Source organism: Peribacillus sp. NPDC076916 (assembly GCF_050269675.1).
GTDB classification, from domain to species: domain Bacteria; phylum Bacillota; class Bacilli; order Bacillales; family DSM-1321; genus Peribacillus; species Peribacillus aracenensis.
Genome location: NZ_JBNNIU010000006.1, coordinates 104,360 through 123,795 on the forward strand (window position 1 = coordinate 104,360; position 19,436 = coordinate 123,795).

Here is a 19,436-nt window from a genome sequence, read left to right on the forward strand (position 1 = left end):
TGGGAATGTGTTTTGGTTCTATAGATTAATATAAATAGGTTGTTTTTTCTTAAAATATTTATCAGTTCCATTAAAAACGGTCGTTTATGGTTAAGTAACTTCTAAACATGCCCTTTACAATTATTGGATTAATCATAAGAAATTATTTTTTCTTGATAATTGAAATTAACTTGTAATAATTGTATATTATGTATATAGTGTATATCAACGAAATATACAGTTGAAAAAGAGGGTTTCTATGAAAATAATTATTAAAAATGGTTCCGAACATCCGTTATATCAACAAATAAAGGATCAAATCAAAGGTGGAATTCTCCGTCAGGAATTAAAAGAAGGTGAAAAACTTCCGTCCATTCGTTCATTAGCAAATGATTTACACGTTAGTGTTCTTACAACAAAAAGAGTATATGACGAATTAGAAAAGGAAGGATTTATTGTAACAACCGTTGGAAAGGGTTCATTTGTAGCATCCGACAACTTAGAGATGTTGTCGGAATCTAAAAGGCGCATGATTGAAAAAAAGCTCTTAGAGGCATGGCAAATGGCTAAAACTCTAGGAATAAATAAACAAGAACTTTATTTAATGATGGATATCATTTTTGAAGAGGATGATGAGTGATGACAGCTGTTTTAGATGTGAAAAACTTAAAGAAAGAGTTAGATACTTTCAGCTTAGATAACGTTGACTTTTTATTAAACGAAGGTTGTATAACTGGATTTATCGGAATTAATGGTTCCGGAAAAACAACAACTATAAAAACTATACTTGGACTCTATCCAAGGGACGAAGGTAGCATTAAGTTTTTTGGCAAAGAAATAGAAAAAAATGAGTACATAGTAAAGAATCGTATCGGGGTTGTTTTAGATGAAGGCTATTTTTATGAAGATATGACATTGAAAGAAATGAAAAGTATAATTGCTCCTGCATATACGAACTGGGATGAATCTGTTTTTTTTACGTATATCAATCGATTTAATTTGAAATTAAACCAAAAAATTGCAACCTTATCGAAAGGTATGCGAATGAAATTTGCCATTACATTAGCTCTTTCTCATCATGCTGATTTATTGATAATGGATGAGCCAACAAGTGGTCTTGACCCATTAATTCGTAATGAGTTAATGGAGATACTTTTAGATTTCATGGAAGAGGACGGAAAGAGTGTATTCTTTTCTACTCATATAACTTCTGATTTGGATAAAGTAGCTGACATGCTTATATTGATTGATAAAGGCAGAATCATATTCAACGAAAGTAAAGATGACCTACTGGATAGGCATGCTTTGGTCAAAGGAGATAATAGTTTAATCAATGAACATACAAGAAGATTATTTTTAAGTTTGCGTCAAACAGCAGTTGGCTTCGAAGGAATTACCGACAAATTAGACGTAGTACGTGAACAAATGAACGATTGTCTAATAGAGAGGCCTTCCATTGAAAATATAATGTTAGCCTATGTAAAGGAGTGATAAAAATGCTATTTCATCTTGTCAAAAAGGATTTCATTCTAGCCAAAAAACATCTATTATTTATGGTTATTTTTGCAGTTATTGGACCCATAATTATTTATTCAAAGTTAGGATTTGATAACGGTAGCTTTACAAGTTTTCTTATTACCGTTTTATTTACGGAATATATTTTGTTTAATATGGTTTCGATGCAAGAGGATAAATATATGGGATCAGCACTTCTTTGTACAACCCCACATACTCGTAATGGTGTCATTAAAGCAAAATATCTATTTGTTCTTGTGATTTTTATTGGGTGTTTCCTTTTATTTAACCTTGGAGGAGCAATTGGTTCTTCTACAGGGCTAGCAAGATTAAATATTTATAGTATAGGGATAGCTCTTTTGATCATTTCTATTTTTTTCGGAATATTAATACCTGTTCAAACTAAATTTGGCTATGAAAAAACAAAGTATATCTTTTTTATTTTGATATTTTTAACACCATTTATACTACCTACTATTATTGAATGGTATCAATCGATGAATTTTAATATCAATTTTCACTTGCCACTACCTCAAACAGTAATGGTTTGGATGCCTTTTGTGATATCTATATTTATTATCTTAATTTCAATGATTATATCAATCAAAATCTTTTCAAAGAAAAACTTATAGCTTCTTATTTTGAGGCGATTATACATTAAAATAATATTTGTAATACTGTTTGCATTTTTAGTATTTGTAATTAAAAAAAGTCGATTCCTTTGAAGGATATCGGCTTTTTTAGATTTAAATTTCCTAAGCGTACAAAATTTCCGAAATATTGGCTTCCCCCCCTCTTATTAAAGAGAACTCAGACTGGAGGCAAACTCGAAGACACGCAAGTTTGCCCACAGTTTTTTCTAAAAAAACATTCCAGTTGATCGGAATATGCGTTCAATACTCCTGCGAGGAAAGGGGTCCACCCACAGTTGCAAGCAGCGCCAATGGGCAGACCGCCCGCGGAAAGCGAGTGCCTGGAGAGGAATACGACGTTCAAATCTTATTATAAAATCCGGGTGATAATTCCCTCGATAAAATCGTGAAAGGGACTCGAAATGTGACCATTCCAAACCCCTTTTTTAAACAAACTGAGCCCTCTTATCAAAGAGGGCTTTTAACGAATATAAGGATTAAGCTTCCAAGGCTTCTTTACGCTTTCTTTTCCTTGATTCTGTTATAAGATCATAAGCAAGGTAAAGGATGATGGCTCCGCCTAATAATTTAACATATAACGGAATGTCCGCTACAAAGAAATAAATCATAGAGAATAATGTCCCTATAATGCTTAACCAAAAAATTACATGTTTTAAAATTTTCAAAGTAAGACTCCTCACAAAAGATGAGATATTTTTTCTAGTTCGCTCCATTTTAAGGAGGAATTAATTATCCGTACCATCATTCTAACATTTATTCTTTATCTTAAGAATGACTTGAATTGCGAAATTATGAACATTTAAGCAACTTTTCTCAAGAATAGGCCAAGCCATCCAGAAATCTTTCCGCTTATCCTTTTCAATTTGCATATAGAACCATTACTTCGTCAATCTATGACAATAAAACAAATATGCATGAAATGACTGCGGAGGTATCCCTGCACTGCATTTCATGCATTTAATTTTACAAGACGTTCATTTTATTGGACTCTACCACCATTTCTTCAGTTGGTTCCAGATGACCATGTTTATAATAAGCCATTTTCGCTGGAACGAATGATAACGCAACCGCTGCAATGAGACCCGGAATAGCGAAGGCGATGAAATTCAGTTGGATGGGCAGCGCGATGGATAATAGGAATCCGCCGAGGATAGGTCCGAGCATACCGCCGATCCTTCCGATTCCAGATGCAACCCCTAATGCCGTAGATCTAATATTGGGCGGATAGTACTGGGAAACATAGGCTTGTACAAGATTTTGGGCACCAATGGTACAGGCTCCTGCAACCGCTACCAAAGTGTAAATCACAAAGGAGCTTCCGCCCATTCCCAATAGGGTCAAACTGACTGCCCCAAGCGCATACATCGGCACAAGCATTTTCTTGGATCCATAGCGATCACAAAGTTTAGCGATGATAAGTGTGCCTACGATAGCGCCCCCTTGAAGAACGATCAAGAAACCTAAGCTTGAATTCAGCGCATAGCCTGCCTCGATCATTAACTTTGGTAACCATGTATTCAATCCATATACCATCAATAGGCACATGAAAAAGGCAATCCAGAACATCAGTGTGCTTAATGCACGGGAATCCTTGAATAATCCAACAATCGGCATATTCGTATCTGTTTTTTTCACTTCCACCATTTCATCCTTGATGTCGAATTTACTCTCCGGACTGACCTTGGATAATACCCTGATCAATTCTTCTTTTTTGCCAATTCTGATCAGATGCGTCGAAGCCTCTGGTAAACGCTTCATCATGAAGGGTAAAAATAACAATGGTATTCCTGCAAACCAGAATATTGATTCCCAGCCTAGTGAAGGCATAAGCAAGATACCCAGTATCGGGGCAAGCATCCCCCCGAATGAGTAACCGCACAAAACGATTGAAACGACCATGCTCCGCATCGTTTTCGGTGCATAATCCGTCAATAAGGCAATGACGTTCGGCATGATTCCCCCTAGCCCTAATCCGGCTAAAAATCGGAAAGTCGAAAACATGGTAGGCGTGTTCGCGAATCCACATAATAGTGTAAATAAACTAAATAAAATCAGTGAAATAGCGATTACATTTTTTCTGCCAATCCGATCTGCTAATGTACCGAAGAAAATGGCCCCAAACATCATTCCAAATAGTCCATAGCTCCCCATTGCCCCCGCTTCCACGGAAGTAAGGTTCCACTCCTCCGTCAATACCGGGACAACCGTACCGTAAACGACGAGGTCATAGCCATCAAAAAGGATAATGATAAAACACCATGCCAGCAATCCAAAATGAAACCGATTGAACTTACTGTTGCTAATTACCTCGCTCGTATTAATTTTAGCCATAAAATTTTCTCCTCTCCAGGTGACTCCAGTACTTCCATCAAAATGATAGCGCTTACGTAATCCTTTAAAAAAACATCAACTCACCATCATTTTATACAAATAGTGAACTGTGTTATCTAATTATTATTATAAATGCTAATTATCTGATATTTCAATAAAAAGTTTCATATTTTTTTCATAAATATCTTAAAATGTTTTCTGATGCTATCGTTATATACAAAGTTCCGAAAATAAGTAAAAACAACAAAAAACCAGTCCCTTATCGGAACTGGTTTCTAATTATAAAAGTAGTAAGCCGCAATTGCCGTATTCAAGTAAGAAAGTTTTAAACCACCACTCCTCAAAGTGGGTGTTTGCAGAAACAATCCTGTTGTCCAAGTCAGTGACGAGGCATAACATTCCTGTCTCGATATAAAACTCCCTATTACAGCTTAAAGGTTAAAACTTAATTATCATTACGAACAACGCAGCTTGTATAGTTATAATACCGAAATATCTTCAATCTTGCAAGTTTAATCATTCCAAGACAACAAAAAAATTTCATGTTACACATTAAGCAGACGGATTAGTCATGCCAAAACGGCAAAGTTAATGGCTGCACTCTAATTTCTCATACTGTCCCCGACTTTCATTGATATCTTTTTAAGGAATAGCATCCTTGGGTATTTAATATTTTCTGATAGAATGTGCAAGATAAAATAAGGACGGAATTGAAAGTGTTTGTCTTGCGAAGATCATCGGATGCTGAACTTTATAGTATATCCTAAATAACATTTGCAAATACATGGAAGGAGTTTATAATATTAACTAACAGAATTGATTGGAGTGACTAGTTATGCTTTCAAACATTGGTTTTCCCGGTTTGATTTTAATCCTTCTTTTAGCTTTAATTGTTTTTGGACCGAACAAGCTGCCTCAAATTGGTCGGGCAGTGGGTACCTCACTAAGGGAGTTTAAGGATGCAACCAAAGGAATAACAGAAGAAATACAAGAGGAATTCAAGGAAGATGTACAAGCTGCAAAAAAAGAATCGATCAAATGAAAAAGACGCCTGCACGCAGCAGGCGTCTTTGATGCGTTTGTGGCGCAGAACCGTCAGGCCACATCCCGACGTTTAGCTAAAAGCATGTTCTACGACTTACACAAATTAGCTCATCGCTTTATTAATATAACATTAAACTTATTTTATATCAAGTGATTTATTGAGCAGCCTGTTACCGGCACCTTGGAATTGTTTTATTTCCTTCATGTTTGTTCCTATTCTATAAACCGCTTCAGGGCTTTTTTTATAAATATTCTATCGAGTTGTTTATTAAAATATGAATGAACCCCAACAAGGTGTTCCATCCAACAAAATCGTTACAAGTTCATCGTTAATTGAGTCAATTGATCCGAGGAAACGGCCACCTGATTGAACGCTTCATTAATATCCTCGAATATCCCATTCAGCTCTGTCATTTCCTTTGTGATCTTAATATTCTGCTCTTTAACAGAAAGCATGGAGTTTGCTATTTCAGTAAAAAATATGCCAGTCTCTTTTCCTTGTTTCGTGCCTTTAGTAATTTCACCGCTAACCATGGTAATTGACGTGTTCATGACATCGGTAAAATGAGCAATTCCATTAACCAGTTTCACTACTTCCGAAACTGATTCCTTGGTATTTTCTGAAAGCTTCCTAACCTCACCAGCAACAACCGCAAATCCTTTACCATTTTCACCGGCTCTTGCCGCTTCAATCGCTGCGTTCAACGCCAACAAATTCGTTTGCTCTGCAATTGAAGTGATGATCGTGACAATTCGTTCAATTTCCTTTGACGTATTGGATAGCTGTTCCATATCTTTGGAGATGATCGTCATTTGCTCTTGCGTTTTTACCAATCTTCTCTCTAATCCTTGTAACAGTTCGACTCCCTCATTTGATTTTCCCTCTGCATGTATGGCAATCTCTGACCCTTTTTGAGTGAAATCATGAATTTCGCCTACCTTATTTGCCATTAATTGAGTTGCTGAACTAGTCTCTTGGCTGATTGCTGCCAATTCCTCTGCATTATGATTGACCTGTAGTTTAATCGTTTCTTTTTCTTCTAAGCTTTTTTGGCGAATCTTCTCATTTTCAAGTTCATATGCCTCTAAAACTATTTGCTGCTCTAAATTAAAAATTTTAGTGACAGCCAGAATGTTTTCTTGATATTGCTCAATATTTTTTATATCGGAAATCACATGAATGATTAATGATTGCAATAAATCCTGAAAAGCACTCATATACCATTTTGGCTGCAGTCCAATTTGCACATGTACTTGTGCGATAATATAACGCTGTTTAACATACGCATCATCAATGGTACCGCTAAACATTTCGAACATATGGCGATGCAGTGTTTTTTTCAATCTCTCAACAGAACTATTGTCCGAAATAATTTTCATTAAAGAGGGTTCTTTTTCTAGATTTTTATAAAAATTCCCTACAATTTGGGTCAAGTGTTCTTTCACTTTTTCCTGTAAAGAACGAATTATGCACAAATCCCCGATCGTCAAATGAATCATGCCCACTTGATTCAATACACTCGGATATTCGCTGATATTGATACCGACTTGTTCTTTATATTGCATATAGTCTATTGAATCTATCTTTTGTCTACTTCTCCATATACTTTTCATGATTGAATTACCCTCCATTTTTTTCTACCCATATATACTATTTCGACATAAAGTCTATTAATCTTAATTCACTTTGATAAATTTTCCTCATTCACACAAGACTTATGAACTATTTATGTCCAAACAAAAAAACACTCCAGGAGTGTCTCAGAGAAGATTTTGAAATAATTCATCAATATTCTTCTGACCATTCGTACACCAATCGTTTGACGGAATCAAAGTACATCACTATACTTATTAAGTCTTAAAAAAAGTATGGGAATAATGCTTACTAATTGAAGAAGGTGACATTCATGGATTTTACAATTACCTATCTATCTTTTTATCTAATCCAAGTTGAAGGAAAAGGCGATCAAGCTGATAAGCGTTTTAAACATTTCCAAACACTTGATACCCAAGAATACGAAGAAAGTCCTCTAAAGGATTTTTTGGATGGGGAATTGATGAAGATTTCCAAGCGAAAAGTGGACCGTCATCCAAAAACTGAACAAATACCGACGAAAATCGGTTCTTTCATTGTCGAAGAAGGACATGCACTTGATTCCAACCCTAATTACAATGTATTTAACCGTGTTCGCTATGCCAAAACGAAAGAGGAATTCCAAGAGGAAAATGAACAATTCACGCGGTCCTATATTGATACAAGTGCCGTCCGTGGCGGTGTCTTCATAATTGCTTCGGCTAAATTATCCAAATATCTTGATGAACCATTCGTATTCTTATTAAAATGTGATTTCGAGCCTAAAGTTGCTTCCATTTCGGATGAACGAACCTTGATTAGGCACGTCGAAATGGCAATCACCACTAAAAATATGAAATCCATTCAATACCCATACATGCCCGAAGAAGGTATGGTCGAAGAAGGTGAACTAAAAATCCACCAGGCCTCACATGCCCGCTACTTCGAGGACTTCTTGAAATTCGTAGAGTATGGCGAGTCGATGCCGGAAATCATGAAAAACCAGGTCATCCACATGGTCCATGAACATGTATCCGCCCAATTCGAAGAAAACAGTGACGAACTGCACAAATTCGAACAGGACCTGGAAATCTGGGAAACGAGTGAAAAGCGGGAAATCCAAGAACGTCTTGAAACCCACCAAGTCGTCGAAGCCACAGCCCAGATTGTCGAACATACACCTGAAGCTGAATTACGAATGAAGCTTGGGAGTACATCCATCAAAGGACTTCTAGCCGATTTTGGGGAAAGCATTCATTTAGGGAAGATTAATGGGAAGTATGTATTAATGATTGAAGCCGATACAATTCAGTTCGATAAAGGTGTTTCGCCGATTGAATTTCACAGGCCGGATGATTTGATGGAGATTGTGGAGCGGATTAGTAATAAGGTTTGAAAGTAAGGATTCAGTGTAAAATTTACAATTTAGTGACCAAATTAGTGACCGCACATATAAGTTAAAAAGCACTGATATTACAGGGTTTTTACTCATTTAGTGACCCCATTAGTGACCAAAAATTATGCTCTTAGTCTGTGTGAGGTTTCCTTTAATTAACAACTCTTTTACTAAGACCAAAGCCAGTGACAAGAAAAAGCTCACTGGCTTCATTTTTAAATATTTATTATACAAAAAAGGTCTTTTTTGATAATGTTTTTAGTTTTAAGTAAGTTTGTGCTTTTGTATCTTCTTTTCTATAATCTGTTCGCTCGTACTCTTCAATAATGTGGTGAAGGTTTTTTTAGCTTAAACAACACACGTAAAAGTACATAACACAATCCCAGTAAAGAATAGAAATACCACACTTAAAAATAAATTAAACTAATACAGTGACAGTATTTATACATTGTTTGTTGAATTTTTAAAAGCATAAAAAAAGAAAGCTCAAATTTCTGAGCTTTCTTTTTGTTATGTTATTATCCTTTAATCATAGATATTTTATCTCTTCAACATTAAGCTTATAGAAAGAATAAACCAATTCATTTATAGAATTTTTCAATTCACCAAGATTGTACCTAATTTGATTTAATGTTCGATGTTTTTCAACAAACCATTGATGTAATTTTTCCTTTTCAGAAACAGTAAGTTCAGTTGTACTTTGTTTCATAAGGAAATTAATAAATTCTTGCCACGACAAATTGGAAATATCAAAGTTATAACTGATTTTCAACTTGTATTCCGACATAAGAAATTCATTTACACTCTTCCTATATGTTTCAGACTCCAGCTGAAAATCATTAACTCTTATATAAAAATGGTGTAACATTTGTCGCTGATTACCGTTAAAAATATACAGAGGAACTTGATTTAAGTATTGCGTTTTATATTCTCTAAATCCACCTCTCCTTTCAATTGCTAGATTTCTAATAAATTTTTCAACAAATTGTGAATTTAATAAAGTTATATAGGAGGTGATATTAATTTCATCACACTCTATATAAAAGGCAGTCATATCAAGAATGTTTCCTTCTGAAACGGCAAAGCTGTTTTGACCTGCTACATTTGGATATACTATATATTTTTTCTTCAAAGAGAACGTTTTATTAATTTGTTGGTATTCAAACCACATTTTAGTACCCTTACTCAGACCTTCTTTAATTATTGCTCTTTTTTCGAGGTCACCCCTGAAAGATTCCAAATGTCTTTTTACAGACGGATACTCTGAAATATTAACCAACTTCAGACCATCATTTGTTTCAATATAAGGGAATATAGTAAAATAGTTAGGAATGATTTTATAGGGTTTTATATTCTCTCCAAATAAAATAGGATATATAATCTCCTTACTTTTTTCGTTAGACATTATTAATTTATTTGCTTCTTCTTTAGTCAAAATATATGCCTTGTTTAAACCTGTTTTAAAGCCCACTCTAGGTTGACCTAGTTTACTCTTTAAAGTAGGATTTTTACTTTGTAGCTTTTTTATTAAATCTAAATATTCTTCCGATTTAAATATCCATTCTCCACTATTTAATCTTGATTGTTTTAGAATTACTTGATTTTCCTGTATAATATTGGAAATATTATTGAATTTTTTATTTTCAAGATTGCTATATAATACTTGATTACGTGACCTTATTACCTTGCTCTGTTGTTTTTTTAATCTAATTATTGATGGATAAGCAGTGATGCCTTTAAAAACCTCTGTATCACCAAAGTCTATAAATTCTTCTAACACACAGTTATCTAAAATATATTCTCTGAGTGGTTCACCATATTTTGCTTTAGTGTATTTACTGGATACTATGAAAGACATCTTTCCTTTTTTATTGAGTAAACATATAGACTTTTCAAAGAAGTAAACATATAAGTCACTTCTCCCACTATACGTCTTATAATTCGTTTTAAGATAGGGTTTATAACTATTAATAAGTTCTTGTCTTACATATGGTGGATTTCCGATTATAATATCAAACCCACCACTAGCTAAAATATCCTTAAATTCCTCTTGCCAGTTAAATGGAGTTTCATTCTGTAGGGTGATATCATCAACTAGCGAGTTACCATATTTTATATTATCATCCAAAGAAGTCAACTCTTCTTGTTTATTAGCAGTCTTTAACCATAGGGACAGTTTTGTAATTTCTACAGATTCCTTATTTATGTCCACTCCATAAAGATTACTTTTTAAAATGTCCTTGTCTAAATCTAAAAAAGAGATTTGACCGCTTTCCAATTTTGATAACATTGTATTAACTTTTATACCTTCATGCCTTAAATAATCGAATGCTTGGTTCAAAAATGCTCCTGAACCACATGCAGGGTCAAGGATTTTCACCCCTAGAAGCGTTTCTCTATAGGCTTTTAAGAACTCTATATGACTATTAATTATTTTTGTTCTGGACGTTCTCTCACTTCGAGTCATTAACTCATTGAAATCAGGAATTGGTGTTAGCTTGTCTTCTCCTAACTCTTGCTTTCTTTCGTCTAACCATGACCCTAATGTTTTACCAACGATATATTTTGTTATGTATGTTGGCGTGTAGTAAATACCATCTTTCTTTCTTTTACCTTTGTTTTTATCAATTAATTTACCTTCAAGTTCTAGCTTAAATTCTTCAATATCACTAATACTTTGTTCAAATATATGCCCCAATATGTTAACATCTAATTCTGTTGCAAAATCATAATCAGATATTTTTTCCAAAAAGATAAAAATTTCATCAGTGATAACAAGGTTATCCAAAATTTCATCCTTTTTAAATAATCCTCCATTAAATTTGTTAATATTCATCTGAGGATTACCTTTATCAATTGAGTCAAAAAGACCTTTGACTTGTGACCAAATTTTTGTATTTGATGGAATAAATGATTGTCTTGCAATACTTATAACATTTTTAAAAACTTTTTCTGGAATAAGAACTCTATCCTCTGCGAAGCAAACAAAAGTAAATCTATCCATTAATTTCTGGGCTTTTTCTAAAAGCAGAACTTCATCCACCAAAGGGTTATTATCTTTTAAGTGCTTAAATAATTCAATACGAGTAGTTTTATATTCCTTATAAAAATTTTCTGATATTTTAATTTGTTCTTGTTCATTCTTATTATAAAAATCATTTATTAAAGAATTACTATTTGAATCTTCGCTAATTAAGTTTTGCTTATTTAATAGGTAGTAAAAACGTTTAAATTCATCGTGCTCAGACAATGTACTGAGTAAAAATCTTTCATATTTTGTTTCATCGGAGTGATGGTATAATCTAATTTCAATAAAATTGGATATTATTATCCAGTTACAATTTTTCCCTGATTTTTGAGCGTAAGAAAAGCCTTGCTCTACTGGTGTCTGTTGTCTGCTTTTTTGTTTTTTATCTAAATCAGTTAATGCATCTTTCAATTCAATAACACACTTAATATCTTCACTACCATTTGTAAAAAAACCTAAAGCACCATCTGCTGACTTACCATCTTTTAATGTTCTCTGTTCTTGATTTATATTCCATTTATCTGAACCATATCGTTTTTTATATCCCAAAATATTTGTAAAGAAGTCAGTTAAAAAGTCTCCTTGCATAGAAGTTTCCTTGGTTCGTTTAGCTAATTTATTTTCTAAAGTATATTGCCACTGACTTATAATATTTACTTTTTTTTCAAATTCCGTTATGTCGGATAACTTATAATTTGCTAATCTTCGACCTAATAGTTTTTTATTAAAAATTACATTTTCGTTGTTCATTATACCCCTCGATAACTTCTCAATTTTTTTTAAACCTTTTATAGACTCCATTAATAAGAATGAAAGAACTCATCATTATTAACTTTTTTAAGACTAACAATATATACAAACAGATGATTACTATTTTACTAGACATCTGTTTTTTAATCAAAATTAGGGGACGATACATTATCTAAAAGAAAAGGAGGGGGAATCGGAATATTCGTATATTAAATACAGTAATTCACCCCTTCAAAAACATTGTAGAAGTATTAATTTCCCTTTAAAGTATTTCGAATTTAAAACATTTGTTATAATACTTTGGCAATTCGATATTCCCACTCTATAACAAATCTTTTTTTAAAAAGGGGGTTATCCCGTTTAAAAAATCTTGATAACTATTTCCTTTATGAAAGTACATTAGGTGACGGCAAGCAAAAACGTTTCCCTTTTTACCGCTTGGATAAGAAAAAGTAAAATGCGGAAACTGTTGTTCACGATATTTAATAGGCATACCTTTTTTAACACTTCTACGAGTAATCCATTGGTTTTTCTCAAGCAAATTAATAAAATGTTTAGTAGTATATTGTCCGTGCAAAATAATTAGAGATGGTTCGTGAGCAACTAATACTTTTATAAAACGATATTCACCTTCTATGACAGCTTTTTGGATAGAGGGTGTCTTTAAATATTTCGCCTTATCAGTAGGATAGGTATTAATGTTTGTCTCCAGAATGGAATTAGAGTAATGTATTTTGACATAGTTAAGAAGACCTTGTATTCCTTTCCTAGTTGGACCATTTGATGAATACCGCTTGTGGTAAAGCTGATGATTCATTAACGTTTCAACCCATTTGCAGGAGTCTACTCCGTCACTAAAATAGACGGAGGTCGCAGGGTTAATACCTACTAAGAATAAATCTATTTGTGTTGGCTCTCCGTGCAATATAAATGGTCTATAGTATGGTGATACATCAGAAAAAGGCTGAACCAGAGAATTGAGATTTTCAAATAAAAAGAACGGATGCATTGAAATATCTCCTTAATATCTTTTTTATGAATAAAATACATAAGAAACATATACCAATTAAATAATACTATGTATCTTCTTGTATTTCGTGTTTTTTGAAAAGTTTTTGTAATAAATTATTACTACCATCTAGCCTATCTAACCAAATATATAGAGAATTATCCTTCTTCTCCTTAACAATTGTGATTAAGAAGGTAATAGAAAAAAACGATGCCAAAGACATATGGTATTGTAACAACTGAATAATCCCCTATTTTATTGTTTATTCCATAGGCAATAAAGACCCAAATCCCAAAAATCAAAATAGTATAATAGCTAACATTGTGAAACTTGCTTTTAAAATATCTTTCAAATAAATACGACCCCTCTTTTAATCGCCATATACCGAATAAAATGACATTTCTTTCTATCGAACAATTATAAGTAATAATGTACATGCTTCTTTAACCCTTTGCGTACATTACAGAACTTCCATACACTCCATTTTCAAACACTTTAATAATTAATTTTATTATAAAAGAAACCATTAGTTTCTCGGAGAGCCTAAGTGATTAACATTCCCCTCAAATTTAAATTATTTTAATCCATGAAAGTACACTCTTGATTATCATGTTATTATAGAAGATTATCTAACTACATACATGATAATTATTTTTAACAATATTTTGTAGCTGTAACACTCATGTAAAATGGAGTTTCTCTTTATCCATCCAACCTATCTAGTTATATACCTAACTCAAAACGGTAATTTACTAATTAGTATTACCGCTTCATTGACTATAGTTTTGATTCTCCGTAACTAAAGCTTTTGCTCTTATTCTGACAAAAGTTTTCTTCTGGTCCGTCTTAATATAAAAATCCCTAATCTAATTTCAAAATATCTACAAATGCTATAATTTATTTCTTCCTATTAACATTTATTTGACCACCTACTTGAAGCCATGTTTCAAACCACTTAATTTTCAATCCACAAAAGTTAAAATATCTTAAAATATCTTTTATATCTGGGTATTCAAGCCACTCATTTTCATATACAATTTCAACATTTCTTCTAGAAATTGCAGATAATTCGCCGTCTGGTGAATCTCCTAGTATTAAAGATGCCAAAAAGAGTTCGGAACTATTTTCTTCAGTTATTTTTATTTCTTTAATGACCTTTGCTAATACGATTTCTAAGTCAGAAAAACTACACTTTTTTGGATTTTCTATAAAAAATTCTACTATTGCCGGGACAGTTATTCCGTTGTAACTACCCATAATTAGTTCCGATGATGATAATTTAGTATACTCCTCTGCATTTTTAATAAAGGATACTAGAAACTCATCAGAAGGGGATAACTCATGATGAGCTATCTCCCACTCATTTTTCCAAGCAAAAAGCCCTAGATGTAAAGCAATTGCTCTGGCCGTAAAAATAGAAAGTATATGGACTATTGGGTGGGAATCTTTAGTCAAATTAAAAAAAGGAGGTAATGGCCAAATTAATTTTTCTCTATATATAATTCTTCCATGAGCAATAGCATTTCTGATTTTCACTAATTTATTTACTAGAGAATAAGTCTGGTCATCTAGCATATTGTACTGCTTTAAAAAATAATTTATCTTAGTAGCTATTGATGCCTCTTCACTAATAAGTAATTCATTTAATATCTTTGTTTTAGAATTTACGGTTTCCACCAAATTATTTCCTCTTAGATTCATTGTATTTAATGCGAAGTTTTTTACGAAATCCTCAATTTGTTTACTAGATTCCTCTTTATAGTTTTTATAATAGTAACCTACTAACAATTCAAGTATATGAAAATGTGTTAAAATAGATTCATCATGATATGTATTAACTTCACTTTCCTTTTCCATATAAATTGCTTTTCTCCATCTGTCTAACAAAGTAATTGTTAATGATTTATACTCTAGACTACCTAATTTCTCTAACAAAGTATCCAAATCCTTAGAATAGTCATTTCCTTCAATAATGAGCTTATTACACTTTAAAACTTTAAGAACGTTATCTTTATTTTTAACCATCTCGGATGTACCACTAAAATGTTCATAGACTGTAAATGGATATCCTGAAAAGTAAGATAAAATGCCTTGTATAATTAGAAGTTGTGGTCTAATATACCTTTTTACTTCATGGGCTGAGTCTATCTGGTCAATTCTTCTTACACTTTCTATTATAAGTAGACTTTTTTTCGTATATATATAGGTATCATCCAATATAAATTCGACAATCATTTCTATATCAGGTAATTGATATTTATCTCTTGAAAAAATTATTCTATCTGAAATATTCTGCATAATCATTTATTCTCCTTAATTATCAGCCACTAAGACTACTCTAAGCGACAAAGAACTATACTCTCTATATCTAACACACTGAGCACACTTCCCAACAGCTCATTATATTATTTAATTCTTAGAACCTTATTGATTCCAAAAAGGAACATTTACTGAACTAGTAATAGTGTTTCGGTCACCTTTTTTAGTATTACATTTTTCACAAAGTAACTGCAGATTTGTAGCGTCATTACTTCCAAAGATATTTAGTGGTACTATATGGTCAATATGTATTTGATTTTGATTTCTAATTAAATTAGATAAATCACATCGACAAATGGTACAAGTGCCTTTATCTCTATAAAAAACTGCAGATTTTAGCCAAGAAGGAAAATATTGTCGTCGTTTTAATCTATTTTTAGATGTAACAAACTCTGGATATACCTCCTTAATGTCTTCTATTTCACACTTTATAAAATCGGCTAATTCTATATGAAAATCATGCAAGAATTTTCTGTCCTGAAAAATAAACTGGAATGCTGAATGTATTATAAGTTCATTTATCTCATCTAGATTATCTTCATAATATTCAATCCATTTATCAATTTTTGATTTGCACTTACATTCAAAATGACCCTCCACATCTCCACATTCATTAAAATTAGGTACCGATATGCTAGGAACTCTATCTACATCTACTAATAATCGATAAATAATATCATAACCTTCTGATAAATCATCTAGGTCTTCAAATATATTCCTTTTTCCTTTCCACCAATATTGTAAGTAAGCTAAATAATAATGAACAGCAGTTGTTTTATTAGGTTTAATTATACTTTCTATAATTTCAGTTTTATATTCATAAAGAAAACCCATAGTATATTGTCGATAAAAATTCTCTACTGCTACGCCTGCTAGACCTAATCCTGAAGTAAGTGCTAAATATTCTTCTTTTGTAGCCATCACACACTGCTCCTCACGATAAGCAAAATTAGTTTTCTCTTCTGTTCTTTAGTGATAATATTCTTGTTTTTCACCCTTTTCTATTTTCCAAAATTGAATGTGTTAAGTGAATGATTTCACCTCTTAAAAAACGCCGTGAGTTTGTTGTCAGTTACTTGAGTTAGATAAATTTTCTTTTCATGTACGGCTTTACAAAAACCTAGAACAAAATCAAGATTGTTTATGTGCCTTTGACTATTATCACATGGACAAGAACCATCTTTTTGTATTTCTTCTATTAATTTTTTTTCATTTACAATATAATATATCGGAGAATTAAATCCAAAATTTGTTATTACAGAACTTAGATGTTCAATTATAAATTCAGAAATTGAAATAGAACCGTCCTCTTCCAATGAGCATTTAACCCCTTTTTTATAAATAGTTGGCTCATCTTCGATAACTCTACATGGATAATCAACTTCTAAGATAATACTTCTATGCTTTTCCAACATATTTACCAAGGGTTCTGAATTTCTTGAAACTTCCTTTAAATATAAGAAAAACTCTTCAGTCTTTATAAATGTTGATGACAATAAATCTCGACCATTAGGTTCTTCAGCTATAATACTTTTAAAATTCGAATCAGAAAAACTATCTATCACCCAAGATGTTGAATAAAAAGCAATAAAATTTGGATTCCTCTTAACATAAAAATTATCGTAAATAGGAATATCAAGAGATTGACTGAAAAAAGGTAGGAAGTCTTCTGATTCATCAAATAAAACTCTTGGTAAACTAACAAACGAGTTATAAATATAATCTTCTTCAAATGAGGGGAAAAGATATTTTTGACTCAACTTTTCTTTTTCGGACAACAAATTTAGAATCTCATTATTAACTTCAAGTATGTCTATCAAACATTCATTTAAATCTTTACTCAAATGTCTACTCGATTGATTATTTCCTCCAAATAAATATCCTTTTTGCCTATATGGTCTCGTATCCTCATTAAAGATATTATTTTTCAGAAGGTCGATAAAGCTATAGTTTTCATTTTCTATCAGCTTTCTTTTATCAAAAACATAAATGTAGCCATATCCAACTTTTTTTTGCTCATAAGTTACAGATTTCTGAATTTCAATCAAGGCTTCTTCAAATGAATCTTCTACCATTGCTAAAGTTGTTTTTTCTTCATATTTATTACTAGCAAACCATGAAGCTACGTTTATATCAGAGGTGATATCAATAAAAAAGGACCGCCATCCATAGTGCTGAAGTACAGCTTGACAATAGGTCATTTTTTCTTGCTTATCCATACCATCTTCCCAAACGTTCCGATAAAATGTTCTTAATATCTCCTCGCTATAATGCGTCCATTTAAACATATAAAAGGGATTACAGGCCTCCTTTTGAAACGATGTAATAAATGAGCATAAACCATCTTCAAATTTATAGTGATTAGTTTGACCTCTGAAACAAAATTGCTCAGATTTATAAATTTCAATATTTTTTTGAAAATCTTCCATGTTCTCTACTCTTTTAAACTTCATAAGTTTCCTCCATTAATAACTCGACTCTAATACAGATTCGGTTGTACTTTAGATATTCAGATAATAATTGAGTTTAAACATTATCCAACACGGTTAGTTTACTTCTAAAGGAAGGTTGTAATTTTACTATTTTCGCCCCCTCACATTCCACTATCCCTATATTGCTTTGCCTACTTTAAAGGTATTTCAACTATCACGTAAAGACTTACCTTGTTTATATACTTCTATCATTTCCAGCTTCGCAAGGAAAATCTCCAGAGCATGATATAATCCGTTATGCTTGTCGATGTACTTGTTCGGTCTTCCTTTATATACTCCTCTTCGCTTTACTAACTCGATGTCTTCCAATTATTATACCAACTTTTATAAAATATAGATTTATTTCTGAATATATCCAAATAAACACACTCCTGAATATTACATATTAACTATTATATGGTGTTTAATATATCACCTACTAGAAAAAAACTAGATTTCTTATATAAAAATACAAAAAGAGTAGAGCATTCAGCCTACTCTTCTTCATATATTTATTGGTCAAATATTGCTCAGATACTGAAAATGCTGAAAGAGCGGGTCTTCGTCCTCTTCTTACCAGTATGTCGTAATACAGAAGGAATAAATAATGATTACCTGCTCCAATAGTTGGATTAATTATACGATATTTCATAGGGAAAAATATCGTATTTGCAGGTTCTCCTTTTTTCACCCGCTCATTACCGCGTTAGTAGGCTAATGGTAAAATCAATCAACTTTTTAAATTCGAATAACAATATCTTCTATACTTAGAAAGATTTCTATATTAAAATTAATTTTATTAAGCTTTAGAGACAGGAGTTATCATTAATGAAATTTAACGAAGGTGAATTAGTAATTATCGGATTTGGAATTGGAACTATTATTCTTTCTATTCTCAGATTAGCTGATTTATTTCAAAGTTCAATCGCCATAGCTGGATTTTCTATTGCAGGTGCAACATTTGTATTAGGAGACTTTGCAAAATATTTTTCTGAATATATGGTTGAAAGAAAAAAAACTAAGTGGGCTAAATTCCTCCGAATCTGTTTTATTCTTTTTTATACATCTAGTCCTGTAATAGCTTTTATTGGATTCTTTTTTGCAATAGATGACCCTGATTCCACGTCTGCTTCATGGTCTCGTATAGGGGATTTTTCCACATTATTAAGCATGGGACTAATTTTCACTTTATTAATAGTTAAAAACAAAATTATAAAACATTTGGAAGGTATAGCACTTTCTTTAGATAATTCTACGGTACATGCTGAAAGAGATATAAACATAACCGTAAAACAATATTAACCTTTCTTTCCCCATTAGCATTTCCGTATTGAGTGATAAATGATATGATGGAATTTTTAATCTTTC

Annotated in this window: 14 protein-coding genes and 1 other RNA gene; 6 read left to right on the forward strand and 9 right to left on the reverse strand. The window is 32.3% G+C overall.

Going from position 1 to position 19,436, the window contains the following annotated elements:
- Nucleotides 1–238: 238 nt before the first annotated feature.
- Genes ACQKFG_RS18515 through ACQKFG_RS18525 form a run of 3 tightly spaced genes read left to right on the forward strand, consistent with a single transcriptional unit; the run spans nt 239 to nt 2,126 of the window.
- Nucleotides 239–619, forward strand: coding sequence for a GntR family transcriptional regulator (locus ACQKFG_RS18515; RefSeq protein ID WP_427561478.1), 381 nt, complete (start codon nt 239–241; stop codon nt 617–619).
- On the forward strand, nt 619–1,470 hold the full coding sequence (locus ACQKFG_RS18520; RefSeq protein WP_427561481.1) for an ABC transporter ATP-binding protein: 852 nt from the start codon (nt 619–621) through the stop codon (nt 1,468–1,470). The genes ACQKFG_RS18515 and ACQKFG_RS18520 overlap by 1 nt, the downstream gene beginning before the upstream one ends.
- A gap of 5 nt (nt 1,471–1,475) precedes the next feature.
- Nucleotides 1,476–2,126 carry an ABC-2 transporter permease gene (locus ACQKFG_RS18525; RefSeq protein WP_427561484.1) on the forward strand — a complete coding sequence of 217 codons (651 nt, stop codon included), beginning with the start codon at nt 1,476–1,478 and terminating at the stop codon, nt 2,124–2,126.
- A 497-nt stretch (nt 2,127–2,623) separates the two neighbouring features.
- Here the strand turns inward: ACQKFG_RS18525 and ACQKFG_RS18530 are convergent, their stop codons facing one another.
- From ACQKFG_RS18530 to ssrS, 3 genes are all read right to left on the reverse strand, one after another.
- Nucleotides 2,624–2,812 (reverse strand): hypothetical protein, encoded by a 189-nt coding sequence (locus ACQKFG_RS18530; RefSeq protein WP_192204719.1) that lies wholly within the window; start codon nt 2,810–2,812, stop codon nt 2,624–2,626.
- 298 nt (nt 2,813–3,110) lie between these two features.
- A complete protein-coding gene (locus tag ACQKFG_RS18535) occupies nt 3,111–4,478 on the reverse strand; it encodes an MFS transporter (protein ID WP_427561487.1) in 1,368 nt (455 codons plus the stop codon).
- A 288-nt stretch (nt 4,479–4,766) separates the two neighbouring features.
- Nucleotides 4,767–4,954: non-coding RNA, 6S RNA (gene ssrS, locus ACQKFG_RS18540), on the reverse strand.
- A 359-nt stretch (nt 4,955–5,313) separates the two neighbouring features.
- On the opposite strand from ssrS, the gene tatA reads away from it, so the two are divergent.
- On the forward strand, nt 5,314–5,520 hold the full coding sequence (tatA, locus tag ACQKFG_RS18545) for a twin-arginine translocase TatA/TatE family subunit (RefSeq protein ID WP_192204717.1): 207 nt from the start codon (nt 5,314–5,316) through the stop codon (nt 5,518–5,520).
- A 317-nt stretch (nt 5,521–5,837) separates the two neighbouring features.
- Here the strand turns inward: tatA and ACQKFG_RS18550 are convergent, their stop codons facing one another.
- The gene (locus tag ACQKFG_RS18550; protein WP_427561492.1) at nt 5,838–7,136 is read right to left on the reverse strand and encodes a protoglobin domain-containing protein; all 1,299 of its coding nucleotides are present in this window, start codon (nt 7,134–7,136) and stop codon (nt 5,838–5,840) included.
- A gap of 293 nt (nt 7,137–7,429) precedes the next feature.
- Between ACQKFG_RS18550 and ACQKFG_RS18555 the strand changes: the two genes are divergently transcribed.
- Complete coding sequence (locus ACQKFG_RS18555; RefSeq protein ID WP_427561495.1) at nt 7,430–8,491, forward strand: DUF3900 domain-containing protein; 1,062 nt, start codon at nt 7,430–7,432, stop codon at nt 8,489–8,491.
- Nucleotides 8,492–9,020: 529 nt separating this feature from the next.
- On the opposite strand, the gene ACQKFG_RS18560 is transcribed toward ACQKFG_RS18555, so the two are convergent.
- From ACQKFG_RS18560 to ACQKFG_RS18580, 5 genes are all read right to left on the reverse strand, one after another.
- Nucleotides 9,021–12,269 carry an Eco57I restriction-modification methylase domain-containing protein gene (locus ACQKFG_RS18560; RefSeq protein WP_427561498.1) on the reverse strand — a complete coding sequence of 1,083 codons (3,249 nt, stop codon included), beginning with the start codon at nt 12,267–12,269 and terminating at the stop codon, nt 9,021–9,023.
- A gap of 322 nt (nt 12,270–12,591) precedes the next feature.
- Nucleotides 12,592–13,278 carry a hypothetical protein gene (locus ACQKFG_RS18565; RefSeq protein ID WP_427561501.1) on the reverse strand — a complete coding sequence of 229 codons (687 nt, stop codon included), beginning with the start codon at nt 13,276–13,278 and terminating at the stop codon, nt 12,592–12,594.
- Between the two features lie 897 nt (nt 13,279–14,175).
- The gene (locus ACQKFG_RS18570) at nt 14,176–15,576 is read right to left on the reverse strand and encodes a hypothetical protein (RefSeq protein ID WP_427561504.1); all 1,401 of its coding nucleotides are present in this window, start codon (nt 15,574–15,576) and stop codon (nt 14,176–14,178) included.
- 126 nt (nt 15,577–15,702) lie between these two features.
- Nucleotides 15,703–16,518, reverse strand: a complete 816-nt coding sequence (locus ACQKFG_RS18575; protein ID WP_427561506.1) for an HNH endonuclease — start codon at nt 16,516–16,518, stop codon at nt 15,703–15,705.
- 116 nt (nt 16,519–16,634) lie between these two features.
- Nucleotides 16,635–18,050, reverse strand: a complete 1,416-nt coding sequence (locus ACQKFG_RS18580; protein WP_427561509.1) for an FRG domain-containing protein — start codon at nt 18,048–18,050, stop codon at nt 16,635–16,637.
- A gap of 846 nt (nt 18,051–18,896) precedes the next feature.
- Here ACQKFG_RS18580 and ACQKFG_RS18585 point away from each other — a divergent pair.
- Nucleotides 18,897–19,370 carry a hypothetical protein gene (locus ACQKFG_RS18585; protein ID WP_427561512.1) on the forward strand — a complete coding sequence of 158 codons (474 nt, stop codon included), beginning with the start codon at nt 18,897–18,899 and terminating at the stop codon, nt 19,368–19,370.
- Nucleotides 19,371–19,436 lie beyond the last annotated feature (66 nt).